Below are 15,349 nucleotides of genomic sequence, written 5' to 3' on the forward strand. Positions count from 1 at the left end.
TGTGTCAGGACATCGGTGACAGTTTCGTCGGTGCGGGGCCTTGTGCCGACGGGGCGGCCGTTGCTGACGTAGGTGATTCCTTTGGCCGGCCATAGGTGCTCGATCAGTAGCGTGCCCTGGTGGTCGAAGAACGCGATCCCTTCGGGATCCCAGACGATGTGGACTTGGAGTCCGGTCCTGGCGCTGCCGATCTGGAACTTCACGCCGCGGATCGTGATGCCGCCGTTGGCGGGCACGACGCGGGTGGCCGTCCCTTCCACTCCCGGGCGGATGCGTGTTGCCGCGGCGGCGCCGCGTCCCGGGACTGTGGGCTCGGGCGGTGCGGGCCTCGGCCTGGGCGGTTCGGCCTTCGGGGTCGCTTCCCAGGCCTGCAGGGGGGTGATCCTGCCGGGCAGGCCCTGATGCGGGCGCTGGGTGTTGTAGATGATGTCGAACGCGTCGACCTGTTCCTGGAGCTGGTCGATCGTCTCGGCGAGGGGCTGCTTGTCCAGCCAGCGGAAGAGGGTCTGGTGGAAGCGTTCGTTCTTGCCCTGGGTGGTGGGCTTGTTGGGCCTGCCCGTGATCGGCTCGACTCCGAGGGAGGTCACATAGATGACCAGCTGGCCGATCACGCCCCGGCGGATCGGGTTCAGCGCACTGCCGTTGTCGGTCAGGAGCCGCTGCGGCACCCCGTGGGCGGCTATCCCCTTCCTTGTCACGGCGATGGCCGCCTCCGCCGTCTCCGACCGGGCCACGTGCGATGAGACCGCGTAGCGGGAGTGGTCGTCGATGAGCTGGAAGATCACGCACTTGCGCCCGCCGGCGAGCACGTACTCCGTCGCGTCCAGCTGCCAGCACGCGTTCGGCGCCGGATACACGAACCGGCGGAACGCGGCCCGCGGCTTCTTCCTCGGCTCGGCCCGAGCGACCCCTGCCTGGCGGAACATGCGTGCCAGCGACGCCGGCGAGGGCACCGATGCCAGGCCCATGGAACGCATCTTCTCGTGCACGCTGATCGGACCGTGGTCCAGCCCGGAGCGCTCCAGCGCCGCCCGCACCCCGATGGCCTGCTGCCTCACATCGTCCGAGAGCCTGGCCGGGCTGTTCTTCGGGCGCCGCGACCTGGGCTCCAGCGCCGCGGCCGGCCCGTCCGCGGCGACCCGGGCGCGGATCGCATAGAACGTCTTCCGCGAGATCCCATGCTCGGCGCAGAACGTCGTCACCGCACCCCGAGGCGCGTTCTCCGGCCACTGAGAGATCGCGAGACGGATACGAGGATCGACAGTGGAGTTCTTCTTCACCAGCCCATCAGAGCGAAAGAAGTGTCACCACCAAGAACCCCGGAACCGTCACCGATGTCCTGAGGCAGAACTGTCACCAATGTCCCGAGACATAACACCCCACGTCCTGCGCCGATCTCCCCAGGTTCTGGCCCTTTGGCTCAAGTGAGGGCCGCGTGCGCTGCCGGATTCCTGCGGAACGGTACCGCGCCGTCGTCGGCCGATGCCCCAAAAGTTGGGGAGGCCGGCGCGGACCATGGGGAGGCCGGCGCAGAAACTGGGGAGGTCGGCGGGAACCCGGGGCGGCAGCGCCGAATCCGGGAGGCCAGCCAAAGGTGACCCCCGAAAAGAAGCCGCTGACTGGACTCGTTGACCTCTTGACTTTTCCGTCAGCCTATTAGTAAATTCGGGGGACAAATTGAATCTATCCGGCCTGACGACCCCCAGCACTCAGGCCGGAGGCACCGACCGGGCCACGGCACGCCGAGCCCGGTCGGAATGTGCCGCCCCGCCTCCCGCGGATTCGTATCAGCTCGGGCGGCCGGCGCCGCCGATGCGAAAGGGGCCGCCGTGGCCTCGTGGAAGTCCCTCGCTCACCAGCCGACATTCCCGGTCGGCACGATGCTCCTTCTCACCGACGGCACCGTCATGTGCCAGTCCGGCGGGTCCAAGAGCTGGTGGCGCCTCACCCCGGATCTCTCGGGCAGCTACGTCAACGGGACGTGGTCACAGCTCGCGGACATGCACAATTCCCGGCTCTACTACGCTTCGGCGGTACTCCGTGACGGTCGCGTCTTCGTGGCCGGCGGCGAGTACAGCGACGCCGGCTCGGACACCGACGCCGCGGAGATCTACGATCCCGCGACGAACACGTGGACGAGCGTCGGCAACCCCGGATGGGGCGCGATCGGGGATGCGCCGGCGTGCATGCTCGACGACGGCCGCATCCTCGTGGGCTACATCAACGATTCCCGGACCGCGATCTACGATCCGGTAGCGAACACGTGGACCGCGACGGGCACGACGGGAACCCTGTCCGCGAGCTCGAGCGAGGAGACGTGGACGCTCCTGCCCGACGGCTCCGTCATGACCATAAGCTGCACGAACCATCCGAACGCCGAGCGCTACGTGCCCTCGACCGGCACGTGGATCAGTGCGGGGTCGACGCCGGTCGAGCTCGTCCAGGCGTCGTCGATCGAGATCGGGCCAGCGCTGCTCATGCCGGACGGCCGGGTGTTCTGCGTCGGCGCGACGGGGCATACGGCCCTGTACTCGCCGTCGGGCGACACCACCGGCACCGGCACGTGGACCACAGGCCCGGACTTCCCAGCCGACAGCCAGAACCGCCTCCTCAAGGCCAAGGACGCGCCCGGCGCCCTCCTGCCGAACGGGCGCGTCCTGTGCGCTGTGGGCCCAGCGGGCGACGCGGCGGGAGACTGGCCGAGCCCCACGATGTTCTTCGAATTCGACGGCACGAATCTCAATCGCGTCGCGGATCCGCCCAACGCCAATCAGGTGATCTACCAGGGCCGCATGCTCCTCCTCCCCACGGGCGAGGTGCTCTACGGCGCCCAGACGGCCGCGCTGTACGCGTACGAGCCGGACCCCGGGCCGGACCCCTCGTGGGCACCGACCATCACGTCCGTGCCGACGAGCCTTGGCCTCGATGGCACGTATACCCTCACGGGAACGCAGCTCAACGGCCTCTCGCAAGCCGTGAGCTACGGCGACGACGCGCAGATGGCCACGAACTACCCGCTCGTGCGGCTCATCGGCACCTACTCGGGCAAGGTTCGCTACCTCCCGACCCGGAACCACTCGACGATGGCCGTCGCGACCGGCGCGGCCCCCGTTTCGACCGAGTTCACCGTCCCGAACGACCTCGACCTTGGCCCGCACGAGCTGAGCGTCGTCGCGAACGGCATCGCGTCCGCAACCGTCCCGGTCACGGTCGGGCTCGGCTCGGGCCGCGCCCAGTACCTCGTGGTCGACACGTGGACTCCGAGCCAGGACGGCATGGTCTGGGCCTACGTCAACGGCGCGTGGCGCGGGCGCGGGATCGGCCAGAACGAGCTCGTCGGCATCGCGCAGGACCTGTTCAGCGCCGACGCCGTCGACGTCTGGTGGGACTCGACCGGGCTCGTCACCGCTCGGGGCTGGTCGTCGCCGCACTGGCTTGCCCACCCCGCCGCCCTTTCCACCCCGCCACCCTTACCCACCCCGCCACCCTTACCCACCCCGCCACCCTTACCCCAGCAGGAGCCAGCCATGGAAGAACCATCGCAGGACGTCGTCGACCAGCTCGACGCCGCGGCGCGCGCTGCACAGACGGCGGCCGCGTCGCCGTCGTCGGTCGCTCCGCCGTCGAGCGGACCGCCGGAGCCGGGCACGGCACCCGCGAAGCAGCCGACGGCGGCTGCCGCACCCGCCGGCGCGGGCGGCAGCGCAACAACCCACTACCTCGTGCTCGACCACTACTTCTCGGGCGGCCCGGCGGCCCTCTGGGCGTGGGACGGCGCCGCGTGGCGAGCGGGGCTCGTCGCCGAACCGGGGGACGAGCAGGGGGTCGTGCAGGTGGCCTTCGCGGCCAACCGCGTCGACGTCTGGTGGGATTCGAGTGGCTCGCTCAACGTGATCCGCTCCTGGAAGTACCTCTGACACGAAGGGAACATCATGACCACCGAAGCAGCCCTCGCCCGCCACTCCTACGGCTGGGTGCCCGACGTCCCCGACCAGCGCGACTTCCTGTTCGCCGCCCCGCCGGCCGTGCTCGGCGCGCTGCCCGCCTCCATCGACCTCACGTCCCACTGTCCGCCCGTCTACGATCAGGGCCAGCTCGGCTCGTGCACGGGAAATGCGATCGCGGGCGCCCTCGAGTTCGACGCCGACAAGCAGGGCATCGCGGGCTACACGACCCCGTCCCGGCTGTTCATCTACTACAACGAGCGCGTCATGGAGGGCACGGTCGCGAGCGACTCGGGTGCGCAGATCCGCGACGGCATCAAGTCCGTCGGCGCCCAGGGCGCCTGCCCCGAGACCGAGTGGCCGTACGACATCACGCAATTCGCCGTTCAACCCACGCAGCAGTGCTACATCGACGCGAAGCAGCATCGCGCGGTCTCGTACCAGCGCGTGACGCGCAGCCTCCAGCAGATGCAGGGCTGCCTCGCCGCCGGATTCCCGTTCGTGTTCGGCTTCACGGTCTACGAGTCCTTCGAGAGCCCGCAGGTCGCGCAGACCGGCGTCGCGCCCATGCCTGCCCCGAACGAGCAGGTGCTCGGCGGCCACGCCGTCGTCGCCGTCGGCTACGACAGCGCGAGCCAGCGCTTCCGCGTCCGCAACTCGTGGGGCACGGGCTGGGGGCAGGCAGGCTACTTCACGCTTCCGTACCAGTACCTGCTCTCGGCTGGCCTGTCGAGCGACTTCTGGACGATCCGGATGGTGAGCTAGAGCTCTAAGCGGGGGCAGCGAGCCCGGTCCACACGAACCCGATGACGGATGCCACAGCGTCCGTCATCGGCGTTTCGCCGAGCAGACCCGCCGTCGCGAGGGCTGCGATGCCGTGGACCGAGGCGAAGGCGATCATCGCGAGTTCGTCGGGGTCGCCCGCGCGCACAGCGCCGGCGCTCTGAGCGGCGATGATCATCGCGACGAGATCGTTCTTGCCGGCGTGGCTCACCTGGCGCAGGGCTTCGCTCGCGTCGACGTCGTGCTTCGCCGTGTACATGACCGCGAGGATCTGTGGGTGGGTGACGGCGAAGTCGACGTAGGCGAGCCCGACGGCGCGGAAGCGCTCCTCGAACGGGGCTTCGGCCGCCGCGGCTTCCCGCACCGCGGCATTGAGCCGCCCGAAGCCCTCGATCGCGATCGCGTCGAGCAGCGCCTGCTTGTCGCGGAAGTGCCGGGCGGACGCGCCATGGCTCACCCCGGCGTCGCGCGCGAGCTGCCGGAGCGAGAGGGCGTCGGCGCCCGCGACGTCGACCGCCTCCAACGCATGCCGGAGGAGCTCGGCGCGGAGGTTTCCGTGGTGATAGGCGCGTTCGGTCACGCCCAAAGACTATCCGAATGTAGGCATTGACAACAATGCTGTCACTGTCTACATTCGAATCCATGACCATGAACCATCGCGGCACGACCGCACTCATCACCGGCGCGAGCTCAGGCCTCGGCGCCGAGTACGCGACCCAGCTCGCCGCACGCGGGGCCGACGTCGTCCTCGTCGCCCGTCGCGAGGACCGGCTCAAGGAGCTCGCCGCCCGCATCCGCCGCGACCACGGCGTCACCGCCACGGTGATCGCCGTCGACCTCCTGCGCCAGGACGCGGCGACCGCGCTGCGGCAGGAGCTCGACTCGCGCGGTATCCGGATCCAGGTGCTCATCAACAACGCGGGGTTCGGGCTCCACTCCGACTTCATCGACGCCGATGAGGCGCGCACCGCGGAGATGCTCCAGCTCAATATCGCGACCCTTGTCTCGCTGACCCGCGCGTTCCTGCCGGATCTTGTGCGCGCGGGAAGCGGCGCCGTCGTCAACATCGCGAGCACGGGGGCCTTCCAGCCCTGCCCCACGATGGCCGTGTACGGAGCAACGAAGGCTTTCGTCTTGAACTTCACCGAGGCCGTGGCCTACGAGACCCGGGAATCCGGGGTGCGCGTGCTCGCGGTGTGCCCGGGCGCGACGAGCACCGAGTTTCGCGAAGTCTCCGGGCTGCACGCCGATCGGGAAGAGCGCGGCTCGCAGACTCCGGCTCAAGTGGTCCGCGCGACGCTTCGCGCCCTCGATCGCGGGCAGCGCGGCAGCATCGTCTCCGGGGCCCGCAACACGGTTCTCGCCAAGCTTGCCGGCGTCCTTCCGCGCCCCGTCGTCACCGCGGTCGCGGCGAGAGTGCTCTCCTGAGCCGAGGGCTCACCCCGAGGTGACGGCGCAACCTACGGGGACCCGCCCGAGGTGACGGCGCGGCGAGAGGCCCGGGCCGCCCCCAGCGGCGGCCCGGGCCTCTCGCGATGCGCGACCTCCCTTCTTCTCATGCACGCTCGTACTGGATGCTTGGGCTACTCTTTCGTCGCCCCGGCGGTCGTGTTCATGATCCGGCGCTGGAAGACGAAGAACAGGACCGCGACCGGGATGGTCATGAGGGTCGCGGCGGCGAGCTTGACGGGGAACTGCGAGCCCGCGCTGAGAGCGCCGGACGCGAGCTGCGCCGTGCCCTTGGTGAGGGTGAAGAGGCTCGGGCTCTGGGTCGAGATGATCATCTGCGGGAGCTCGTTCCATGAGGCCTGGAACGAGAGGATGAACAGCGTGATGATCGCCGAGCGGGACATTGGCAGCACGACGGACCAGAAGCGCCGGAATACGCCCGCGCCGTCGATCTTCGCGGCCTCCTCGATCGAGGGCGAGACCGATTCGAAGAAGTTCCGCATGATGAACACGCCCGCGGCGTCCGCGAGCATCGGGATGATCATGCCCGCATACGTGTCGTACATCCCGAATTCCTTGATGACGAGGAACTTCGGGATGAGCAGCACGACGCCGGGCACGGCCATGACCGCGACGAGCCCCGCGTAGACGGCGTTCCGCCCGCGGAACGCCAGGCGCGAGAGCGCGTAGCCGGCCATCGAGTCGAACAGGACGCGCCCGCCCGTCACGAGGACCGTCACGACGACGGTGTTGCCGAGCCACAGCGGGAGGTCCGTCTGGAACAGCTGCTGATATGCCGCCGTCGTGAACGTCTGGGGGACGAGCGAGACAGGATGGTTCGCGGCGTCCTCGTCCGTCTTGAACGAGTTCGCGAGCGAGACGACGAACGGGAACACGTAGACGAGCGCGAGCGCCGTGAGCAGCGCGTAGGTGCCGATGGTGCCGCCCCGGAGCGGACGACGGCGGCGCGCAGCCGGGCGCGGATCGTCAGCCATGGGCGCGCCTCCCTCCGGGACGGCGCCGGGGTGCCTTGCGCGCGCTCCCTCGCTCTGCCAGGAGAACCCGCTGGACTAGCGTGAACACCACGATGATCGCGAACAGGATGAACGCGATCGCCGCGCCCCGGCCCCACGCGTTGTTGATGAACGACTGCGAATACGAGAGGAACGCGGGCGTGAGCGTCGTCTTGGCCGGCCCGCCCTTCGACCCGACGTAGATCTGGTCGAAGATCTGCCACGTGCCGATGAGGCCGAGCGTCATGACCGTGAAGGTCGTGGGCCGGAGCATCGGCAGCGTGACGTATCGGAATCGCTGCCACGCGTTGGCGCCGTCCATGATCGTGGCCTCCTCGATGTCCCGGGCGATCTGCTGGAGCGCCGCGAGGTAGATGAGCATGAACGTGCCGGACGTCGTGAAGATCGCCATGACGACGAACACGAGCATCGCGGGGCTCGGCCCGGAGATCCAGTCGAACCATGTGAGGCCCAGGAATCCCGAGCCCGACGGCGCGTGGACGCCGAATGCCCCGAGGGCCTGCTGGACGACCCCTCGAGTATCCGCGAACCAGCCGACGCCGCTCCCGCCGAGCCATTGGACGATCGCATTGACCGTGCCAGACGCGGAGAACAGGAACAGGAAGATGACCGTGATCGCAACGGACGAGGTCACGGACGGGAAGTAGAAGGCCGTGCGGAACGCGCTGCGTGCCGCGAGGACTCGCTGGTTGACGAGGATCGCGAGGAACAGCGAGACGGCCGTCTGGATCGGCACGACGAGCAGGACGTACCACCCGTTGTTGCGCAGCGACGTCCCGAAGTCGGTCTGCGCGAGGCCGGGCTTCGCGAGCAGGGCCGCGTAGTTGTCTCCGCCCACGAACTTCACGGTGTCCTGGAACGGGCTGCCGAGCCCGTTCCAGCTCGAGACCGAGACCCAGGCCGCCATGAGGATCGGAAGCACGAGGAAGAGCCCGAGGATGATGAGCACGGGGGCCGTGAAGAGCCAGCCCGCGATCCCGTCGCGGCCCCGGACGCCGGGGCCGCGACGGCGCGGGCGGGCCTCGGCGGCGGATGGCCGCTTCAGCACGCTCGTCGTCATGGCAGAACTCCTTGGCGCGGGACTACGAGAGGCCCGCGAGGCCCGAGAGGTTGGTCTGGACCTTGTCGAGGATCGTCTTGGGATCGGTCGTCGGCAGTGCGTCGAGCTGCGAGTCGAAATCCTTGATGACGTCACTGATGCCCGCGACGCTCGGGATCGACTTCGACGACGCCGCGCCCTCGAGGAACGCGGTCTGCGCGGGGAAGGCCGTCTTCCACTGGTCCGCGAGCGACTGGACGGACGGCATGACGCCGAACGCCTTCGCGAAGCCCATCTGCTGATCGGGCTGAGTCAAGTACGAGACGAGGTCGAGCGCCCCGCCCTTGTTCTTGGACTGCGCGGCCATGCCCCAGCCGCCGTCGTACTGGATCGTGCCCTCGCCCTTCGGGCCCGCCGGCAGCTTGACGACCTTGTAGTTCACGGACTTGTAGTCTTTGCCCATCGCGCCCGAGATCCAGTTGCCCTCGATCGTCATCGCGGCCTTCTGCGTCCCGAACGCCTCGCCACCCCAGCCGGCGCCGAGCTGCGACGAGTACTTCATGACGCCGTCGGCGAGCAGCTTCTTCGCGTAGGCGAGGCCCTTGACGTTCGCGTCCGAGTTCGCGGCCGCCTTGCCCGCATCGTCCGTGAGCCAGCCGCCCGCCTGCGCCATGAACACGCCGAGCCGCTCGAACTGCGGCGAGACGGCGAGTCCCACGTGCTGCGGGGTCGTGAGCTTCTTCGCGACCGCCTCGAACTGGTCCCATGTGGTCGGGACGTCCGCGTCCCCCAGGCCTGCGGCCTTCCACATGTCCGTGTTGATCACGAGCTCGAGCGTCGAGAAGTCCTTTGGCGCGGCGTAGGCCTTGCCGTTCACGGTGAACGCCTTGACGAGCGACGGGTAGAACGAGTCCTTGTTCTTGAGCTGGTCGACGTACGGCTCGAGCGATCCGTTGCCCGCGTACGTCGCAACCGAGTCGTTCGTGACGTAGAACAGGTCCGCCGGGCTGCCGCCCGAGAAGCCCTGGGAGAGCTGCTGGTTGAGGTCCGAGGCCACGTTCACGGTCGCGGGCGTGCCCGACTGCTTCGACCAGGCCGCGACGGCGGACTTGACGGCTGCGGTCTCGGCCTCGCCCGAGGTGCCGATGAGGATCGTGAGCGGCTGGTGGTTGTCCGCGGCCGCCGACGACGAGGCGCCGGTCGAGGACGGGCTGCCGCCTCCGCAGGCGGCGAGGGTCAGGCTGGCCGCGAGGGCCGCGGCGGCGGCAATGCTGGCGCGTCTCGTGAGCTGCATTCGTGCTCCTTTGGGTGGTGGGGTGGGTGAGATGAAGGGGGTGGGGTGGGTGAGGGTGGGGTGGGTCAGGGTGGGGTGGGTCAGGGTGGCTGGGTGGGTCAGGGTGGCCGGGTGGGTGAGAAAGCCGCTCAGCGCGTGGACATCGGCGGCTGCGAGCTCTCGCGCACGACGAGCTGGGGGAGAAGGAGCCGCGCGTCGCGCTCTCGGGGCGGACGGCCGTCGAGCTGGTCGAGGACGCTCGCGAGGGCCCACGCGGCGGCGGAGTCGAGCGGCTGTCGGACCGAGCTGAGGCCGAGCGCGGCTGCCGTCGGGGTGTCGTCGAAGCCGACGACGGCGGCCCGCTCGCCTGCCGCCCGGACGGCGCTGAACGCCCCGACGGCGAGGGAATCCGACGCGCACACGAACGCCGTCGCCCCTGTTGCGAGGAGCCGGGACGCGGCGTCGGCTCCCTCGAGGATCCCGTCCTGCTGCTCGGAATCGAGCGCGTGCCGTTCGGCGGCCGTGACGCCCGCGGCGGCCATCGCCTCGTCCCAGCCGCGGCGACGCTCGTCTCCCGTCTCGGACCCTGCGGGCCAGCCGACGAACGCGATGTTCCGGTGGCCGAGGTCGAGGAGGTGCTGGGTGGCCTGGGCGGTGCCGGCCGCGCCGTCGACGTCGATCCACGCATGGGTGGGCTGCGCCGCCGTCCCCTGCTCCGACCAGGGACGGCCGAAGACTGAGTAGGGGACGCCATGCTCGGTGAGCCAGCGGTAGCGGAGGTCGTTGCGGTGGGTGCCGACGAGCACGAATGCGTCCGCGGCGCGGGTCTGCGTGAGGCTCGCGAACTGGCGGAGCTCGGCCTCGTCTGAGTCGGCCGTGTAGAGCGCGACGCGGTAGTCGCGGCGCTCGGCCTCGGCCGTGAGGGCGTGGAGGAAGGTGTCGAGGACCGCGCCGCCGATGCCGTCCCGTACCGGATCGAGGCGGTAGGCGATGACGCCTGAGCGGGCGGTGCGCATCTGCCGAGCCGCGGCGCTGCGGACGTAGCCGGTCTCCTCGATCGCGGCGAGGACGCGTTTGAGGGTATCGGGCTGGAGGCGTTCGGGGTTGTTGAGCGCGTTCGAGACGGTCTGACGGGAGACGCCCGCGTGGACCGCGACGCTCGACACGGTCGGGCGCTGTGCCGCCTCTGGGACCTCGTGTCGCATGGCCGCTCCTCTCCGTTGTGAAGGCCTCTTCCGCGAGTTTGATCGATCAACTACGCTGAGTAAACGTCATTTGATTGATCAAATCGGGGAACGTCATAAGAATTGACGAGATGCACCGATGTGTCAAGTAGCTCACAGGAAGCGACCCTCAACCTCATGCCAGAGACCCTGCAGCCGTTCCTCCACGACCTCGAGCTTGTCTTCCGCGCTCCCACTCAGGCCTGGTCCGAACGCGACGGGCAGATCCGGCCGGGCGCGCCCGGGAGGGCGACCGGGGCCTCCGTGTGCGGCGTCATGCACTCCGACGTGCGCGTCCTGAGCGAGGCGCTCCTCGAGGTTGACGGCCGCGAGCCCGAGCCCGCGGGGTCGTGGTGCGACGACGACGGGCGGCTCGTCGCCGTCGGACTGCCCCGGAACATCGACGGGCCCGGAGCGGACCCCACCACCCGCGTGCTGCGTGCGCGGCGCGTCGAGGCGGGGCTCGTCGAGGAGGAGATCGAGCTTTCGTGCGCGACTGAGGGCGCTGTCACCGCCGTCGTGAGCGTCTCGCTCGCGGCGGACCTCGCGCCCATGGAAATCGTCAAGTCTGGGCACGCGACCGTTCCCGCCCTCGCGACGCCCACGGAGGCCGGACTGGTGTGGGGCGCCGGCGAGGTGCGCGTTGAGGTCGAGGCGGCGGGCGCCGTCGTCGACCTCTCCGATCCCGCGCGGCCCGTGCTCCGCTGGACGCTCACTGCGTCGCCCGGCGAGCCGGCCCGCGCGTCGTGGAGGCTTGCCGCGGAGGACGCCGCCGCCGTCGTCGTCGGCGCCCCCGGCCCCGCCCCCGCGGCGTGGCGCGAGCCCCGACGGCGCGATCCGCGCCCGGTGGCGGATGTGCGGCTCGCGCGCTTCCTCGACCAGTCCCTCCGCGACCTCGACGGCCTGCGCATGACGCTTCCGGCACTGTCGGGGCGCGAGTTCCTCGCCGCCGGCGCTCCCTGGTTCTTCACGCTCTTCGGGCGGGACTCGCTGTGGGCCGCGCGATTCCTCCTCCCGCTCGGCACCGAGCTCGCCGAGGGCACGCTCGCGGTCCTTGCGTCGTTCCAGGGCGCGGCGCACGACGTCGAATCGCAGGAGGAGCCCGGAAAGATCATGCACGAGCTCCGCCGGGCCGCGCTCACGCTTCACGACGAGAACATCAGCCTCCCGCCGATCTACTACGGGACCGTCGACGCGACCCCGCTCTGGCTGTGCGTCCTCCACGACGCGTGGCGCGCGGGCCTGCACGTCGACGCCGTCGAACTCCTCCTGCCGCACGCCGAGCGCGCGCTCGCGTGGGTTGCCGCGGGCGTGCGCGACGGATACCTCACGTATCTCGACACGAGCGGCCACGGGCTTGCGAACCAGGGGTGGAAGGACTCGGGGGACGCCGTGCAGTTCCGCGACGGACGCCTCGCCGCCGGCCCGATCTCCCTGTGCGAGGTGCAGGCCTACGCGTACGAGGCGCTCGTCGGCGGGGCGTCGCTGCTCGAGGCGTTCGGGCGTCCGGGTTCCGCCTCCTTGGGGACTGCGCCCGCGCAGCTGAGGGATGCTGCCGCGGCGCTCGCGGAACGCTTCCGGGCGGACTTCTGGCTCACCGACTCGCTCGGGCCGTATGTGGCGATCGCGCTCGACGGCGAGGGCGTACCCGTCGACACCGTCACCTCGAACATGGGGCACCTGCTCGGGACGGGGCTGCTCTCCGGCACCGAGGAGGCTCTCGTCGCGCGGCGGCTCGTCGACCCCGAGCTCGACTCGGGGTACGGGCTGCGGACTCTGGCCACGTCGAGCGCGGGGTACTGGCCGCTCAAGTACCACGGAGGCTCCGTGTGGGCGCACGATACCGCGATCGCGATCCGGGGCCTCGCGGCCTCGGGGCACGCCCCGGAGGCGGGGCAGCTGGCCGAGGGGCTGCTCAGGGCCGCTGAGTCATTCGGGTACCGGATGCCGGAGCTGCACGCGGGCGATCCGGCTGCGGGGCCGGGGACCGTTTCGCGCGCCCTCCCGTATCCGTCGGCGTGCCGGCCGCAGGCGTGGTCGGCGGCGTCGGCGGTCGTCGTGGCGGACGTGCTGGGGGAGCTGGCCTAACCGTTTGGGGGTCACCTCCCGTGGGTGTTCTCCCGTTCGGGGGTCACCTCCCGTGGGTGTTCTCCCGTTCGGGGGGCACCTCCCGTGGGTTCCGTCGGATGGGACCCGCGGGAGGTGACCCCTGGATGTTGGCGGACCCGCGGGAGGTGACCCCTGGATGTTGGCGGACCCGCGGGAGGTGACCCCTGGATGTTGGCGGACCCGCGGGAGGTGACCCCTGGATGTTGGCGGACCCGCGGGAGGTGACCCCTGGATGTTGGCGGACCCGCGGGAGGTGACCCCTGGACGGTGGGGTCAGTAGGCCTGCCAGGACGGCTTCTGCGCGTGCGTGTACTGGTAGTACTCGGTGTGCTTGAGGCGGGAGGCGGCGGCCGTGTCGACGAGGACGGTCGTGTGCTGGTGCAGCTGGAGGGACGACGCCGGGCACAGGGCCGCGAGCGGACCCTCGACGGCGGCGGCAATCGCCTCGGCTTTGGCGGCACCGAGGCCGATGAGGAGGATGTGGCGCGTTTCCCGGATCGTCCCGAGCCCCTGCGTCAGGACGTGGTGCGGGACGTCGTGGAGGCTCGGGAAGAACCGGGCGTTGTCCTTGCGGGTCTGCTCCGTGAGCGTCTTGATGCGGGTTCGCGAGGCCAGGGAAGACATGGGCTCGTTGAAGCCGATGTGCCCGTCCGTGCCGATCCCCAGGATCTGGATGTCGATGCCGCCCGCCGCGGCGATCGAGGCGTCGTAGCGGCCGGCCTCCGCCTCGGGGTCCTCCGCCTGGCCGTCAATGCTGTGCACCGCGCCCTCGGCGAAGTCCACGCTGTCCGCGAACTCGCGGCGGATGACCGAACGATAGGACTCCGGGTGCTCGGCCGGAAGGCCGAGATACTCGTCGAGCGTGAAGGCCTGGACCTGTGCGAAGGAGAGCCCGTCCTCGCGGTGCCGGCGGATGAGCTCGGCGTACGTTCCGAGCGGCGTGGATCCCGTCGCGAGGCCGAGGATGGCGGGGCCTCGGCGGACGCGGTCCTCGATGATGTCGGCGGCGGTACGGGCGACGGCGTCGGCGTCGGGCAGGACGAGGATCTCCATACGATGTCTCCTGGGGTTCGGGTGGCGGGCCCTGGGGGCCCGCCACATCATCTTCCGCCGGCTGTGCGGGCTCGTCTACTGAGCAGATTGGCCTGCTGTGCGGGCGAGCGGCGGGCCCGTGGGGGCCCGCCGGGGAGTTGCGCTGTGGGTGCTATGTGGCGGGTTGGGGTTATTTGGCTGCTTGGGTTTCGATGGTGACTTCGTCGTCTTCGCGGCCGGGGGTGCGCAGGTTCCAGCGTTTGATGACGAAGGAGAAGAGGAAGTAGTAGATGGCGGCGTAGGCGAGGCCGATGGGGATCAGGAGCCAGGCGTTGTGGGCCTTGCCGAAGTTCAGGATGAAGTCGATCAGGCCGGCGGAGAAGGTGAAGCCGTCGTGGATGCCCAGGAGGTTCACCAGGGCCAGGGAGGTCCCGGTGAGGGCGGCGTGGATGATGTAGAGGGGGAACGCGACGAACATGAAGGAGTACTCGATCGGCTCGGTGATGCCGGTCAGGAACGCGGTCAGGGCGGTGGAGAGCATGATGCCGCCGACGATCTTGCGCTGGGAGGGCTTGGCGTGGCGCCAGATGGCCAGGGCCGCGGCGGGCAGGCCGAACATCATGATGGGGAAGAAGCCGGTCATGAAGGTCCCCGCGGTCGGGTCGCCGGCGAAGAAGCGGTTCAGGTCCCCGCGCACGAGGGTGCCGGCGGCGTTGGTGTAGTCCCCGACGAGGAACCAGACCATGGAGTTCAGGATGTGGTGCAGGCCCGCGGGGATGAGCATGCGGTTGGCGAAGCCGTAGACCCCGCCGCCGACGACGGTGTTGGACGCCACGGCGGTCCCGACCCAGGACAGGGCGGCGTTGAACAGCGGGTACAGGAAGGACAGGACGACCCCGACCACGAGGGAGGTGACGGAGGTCAGGATGGGCACGAGGCGGCGGCCGGAGAAGAAGCCGAGGAAGTCCGGGAGCTTGGTGCGGTAGAACCGCTGCCACAGCCCGGCCGAGAGCAGGCCCACGATGATCCCGGCCAGGACCCCGTAGTTGATCGCGGCGGGCTTGCCGGCCGGGTCGACCTGGCCGGCCAGGACCACGGGGGACATGGCCTTGAAGACCCCGTCGATGACCATGTAGCCGACCACGGCGGCCAGGGCGGTGGAGCCGTCGGCCTTCTTCGCCCAGCCGATCGCGATGCCCACGGCGAAGATCAGCGGCAGCCAGGAGAAGACCGCGCTGCCGGCGGCGGAGATCACCGCGGCCCCGGCCGAGAACCCCGGGATCGCCCCGAGCAGGTCCGCCTGCCCGAGCCGGAGCAGGATCCCGGCCGCGGGCAGCACCGCGATCGGCAGCATCAGGGTGCGGCCCAGCCGCTGGAGCGTGGCGAAGACCGCGTTCGGCTTCTTCTCGGCCACCACGGCCGCTTCGGAGGTAGACATCGCAGGCACCTTTGCGTGAGTCGAA

Annotated in this window: 12 protein-coding genes; 4 read left to right on the plus strand and 8 right to left on the minus strand. The window is 70.0% G+C overall.

Annotation, left to right across the window (positions count from 1 at the left end; translation table 11 throughout):
* Nucleotides 1-1,202 (minus strand): IS481 family transposase (locus RBS12_RS20120; protein ID WP_307967378.1); only part of this gene is annotated, 1,202 nt, incomplete at its 3' end.
* A gap of 627 nt (nt 1,203-1,829) precedes the next feature.
* Here RBS12_RS20120 and RBS12_RS20125 point away from each other — a divergent pair.
* The gene (locus RBS12_RS20125) at nt 1,830-3,917 is read left to right on the plus strand and encodes a kelch repeat-containing protein (RefSeq protein WP_307967948.1); all 2,088 of its coding nucleotides are present in this window, start codon (nt 1,830-1,832) and stop codon (nt 3,915-3,917) included.
* Between the two features lie 15 nt (nt 3,918-3,932).
* Nucleotides 3,933-4,709, plus strand: coding sequence for a C1 family peptidase (locus tag RBS12_RS20130; RefSeq protein WP_307967949.1), 777 nt, complete (start codon nt 3,933-3,935; stop codon nt 4,707-4,709).
* 4 nt (nt 4,710-4,713) lie between these two features.
* On the opposite strand, the gene RBS12_RS20135 is transcribed toward RBS12_RS20130, so the two are convergent.
* Nucleotides 4,714-5,307, minus strand: a complete 594-nt coding sequence (locus RBS12_RS20135) for a TetR/AcrR family transcriptional regulator (RefSeq protein WP_307967950.1) — start codon at nt 5,305-5,307, stop codon at nt 4,714-4,716.
* Nucleotides 5,308-5,369: 62 nt separating this feature from the next.
* Here RBS12_RS20135 and RBS12_RS20140 point away from each other — a divergent pair, with 62 nt between their 5' ends.
* Nucleotides 5,370-6,155 carry an SDR family oxidoreductase gene (locus RBS12_RS20140; protein WP_307967951.1) on the plus strand — a complete coding sequence of 262 codons (786 nt, stop codon included), beginning with the start codon at nt 5,370-5,372 and terminating at the stop codon, nt 6,153-6,155.
* A 155-nt stretch (nt 6,156-6,310) separates the two neighbouring features.
* Here the strand turns inward: RBS12_RS20140 and RBS12_RS20145 are convergent, their stop codons facing one another.
* The 4 genes from RBS12_RS20145 to RBS12_RS20160 form a co-directional block, all read right to left on the minus strand.
* On the minus strand, nt 6,311-7,171 hold the full coding sequence (locus tag RBS12_RS20145) for a carbohydrate ABC transporter permease (protein ID WP_307967952.1): 861 nt from the start codon (nt 7,169-7,171) through the stop codon (nt 6,311-6,313).
* A complete protein-coding gene (locus tag RBS12_RS20150) occupies nt 7,164-8,270 on the minus strand; it encodes a sugar ABC transporter permease (RefSeq protein ID WP_307967953.1) in 1,107 nt (368 codons plus the stop codon). The genes RBS12_RS20145 and RBS12_RS20150 overlap by 8 nt, the downstream gene beginning before the upstream one ends.
* A 22-nt stretch (nt 8,271-8,292) precedes the next feature.
* On the minus strand, nt 8,293-9,543 hold the full coding sequence (locus RBS12_RS20155; protein ID WP_307967954.1) for an extracellular solute-binding protein: 1,251 nt from the start codon (nt 9,541-9,543) through the stop codon (nt 8,293-8,295).
* Between the two features lie 128 nt (nt 9,544-9,671).
* A complete protein-coding gene (locus RBS12_RS20160; RefSeq protein WP_307967956.1) occupies nt 9,672-10,727 on the minus strand; it encodes a substrate-binding domain-containing protein in 1,056 nt (351 codons plus the stop codon).
* Nucleotides 10,728-10,883: 156 nt separating this feature from the next.
* Between RBS12_RS20160 and RBS12_RS20165 the strand changes: the two genes are divergently transcribed.
* Entirely contained in the window at nt 10,884-12,833 is a 1,950-nt protein-coding gene (locus RBS12_RS20165; protein ID WP_307967957.1) for a glycogen debranching N-terminal domain-containing protein, read from the plus strand.
* A gap of 294 nt (nt 12,834-13,127) precedes the next feature.
* Here RBS12_RS20165 and nagB read toward each other — a convergent pair whose 3' ends face one another.
* Together nagB and RBS12_RS20175 are read right to left on the minus strand one after the other, a co-directional pair.
* The gene (gene nagB, locus RBS12_RS20170; protein ID WP_307967958.1) at nt 13,128-13,907 is read right to left on the minus strand and encodes a glucosamine-6-phosphate deaminase; all 780 of its coding nucleotides are present in this window, start codon (nt 13,905-13,907) and stop codon (nt 13,128-13,130) included.
* A gap of 169 nt (nt 13,908-14,076) precedes the next feature.
* Nucleotides 14,077-15,324: a PTS transporter subunit EIIC gene (locus RBS12_RS20175; RefSeq protein ID WP_307967529.1), complete on the minus strand. Its 1,248-nt coding sequence runs from the start codon at nt 15,322-15,324 to the stop codon at nt 14,077-14,079.
* Nucleotides 15,325-15,349: the final 25 nt, after the last annotated feature.

The sequence above is a fragment of the Sinomonas sp. ASV322 genome, assembly GCF_030908245.1.
In the GTDB taxonomy this organism is placed as follows: Bacteria; Actinomycetota; Actinomycetes; order Actinomycetales; family Micrococcaceae; genus Sinomonas.

Excerpts from the sequence above, each read along its gene's own strand:
- RBS12_RS20130 (WP_307967949.1), top strand. The coding sequence starts at position 3,933 with ATGACCACCGAAGCAGCCCTCGCCCGCCACTCCTACGGCTGGGTGCCC.
- RBS12_RS20140 (WP_307967951.1), top strand. The coding sequence starts at position 5,370 with ATGACCATGAACCATCGCGGCACGACCGCACTCATCACCGGCGCGAGC.
- RBS12_RS20145 (WP_307967952.1), bottom strand. The coding sequence starts at position 7,171 with ATGGCTGACGATCCGCGCCCGGCTGCGCGCCGCCGTCGTCCGCTCCGG.
- RBS12_RS20150 (WP_307967953.1), bottom strand. The coding sequence starts at position 8,270 with ATGACGACGAGCGTGCTGAAGCGGCCATCCGCCGCCGAGGCCCGCCCG.
- RBS12_RS20155 (WP_307967954.1), bottom strand. The coding sequence starts at position 9,543 with ATGCAGCTCACGAGACGCGCCAGCATTGCCGCCGCCGCGGCCCTCGCG.
- RBS12_RS20160 (WP_307967956.1), bottom strand. The coding sequence starts at position 10,727 with ATGCGACACGAGGTCCCAGAGGCGGCACAGCGCCCGACCGTGTCGAGC.
- RBS12_RS20165 (WP_307967957.1), top strand. The coding sequence starts at position 10,884 with ATGCCAGAGACCCTGCAGCCGTTCCTCCACGACCTCGAGCTTGTCTTC.
- nagB (WP_307967958.1), bottom strand. The coding sequence starts at position 13,907 with ATGGAGATCCTCGTCCTGCCCGACGCCGACGCCGTCGCCCGTACCGCC.
- RBS12_RS20175 (WP_307967529.1), bottom strand. The coding sequence starts at position 15,324 with ATGTCTACCTCCGAAGCGGCCGTGGTGGCCGAGAAGAAGCCGAACGCG.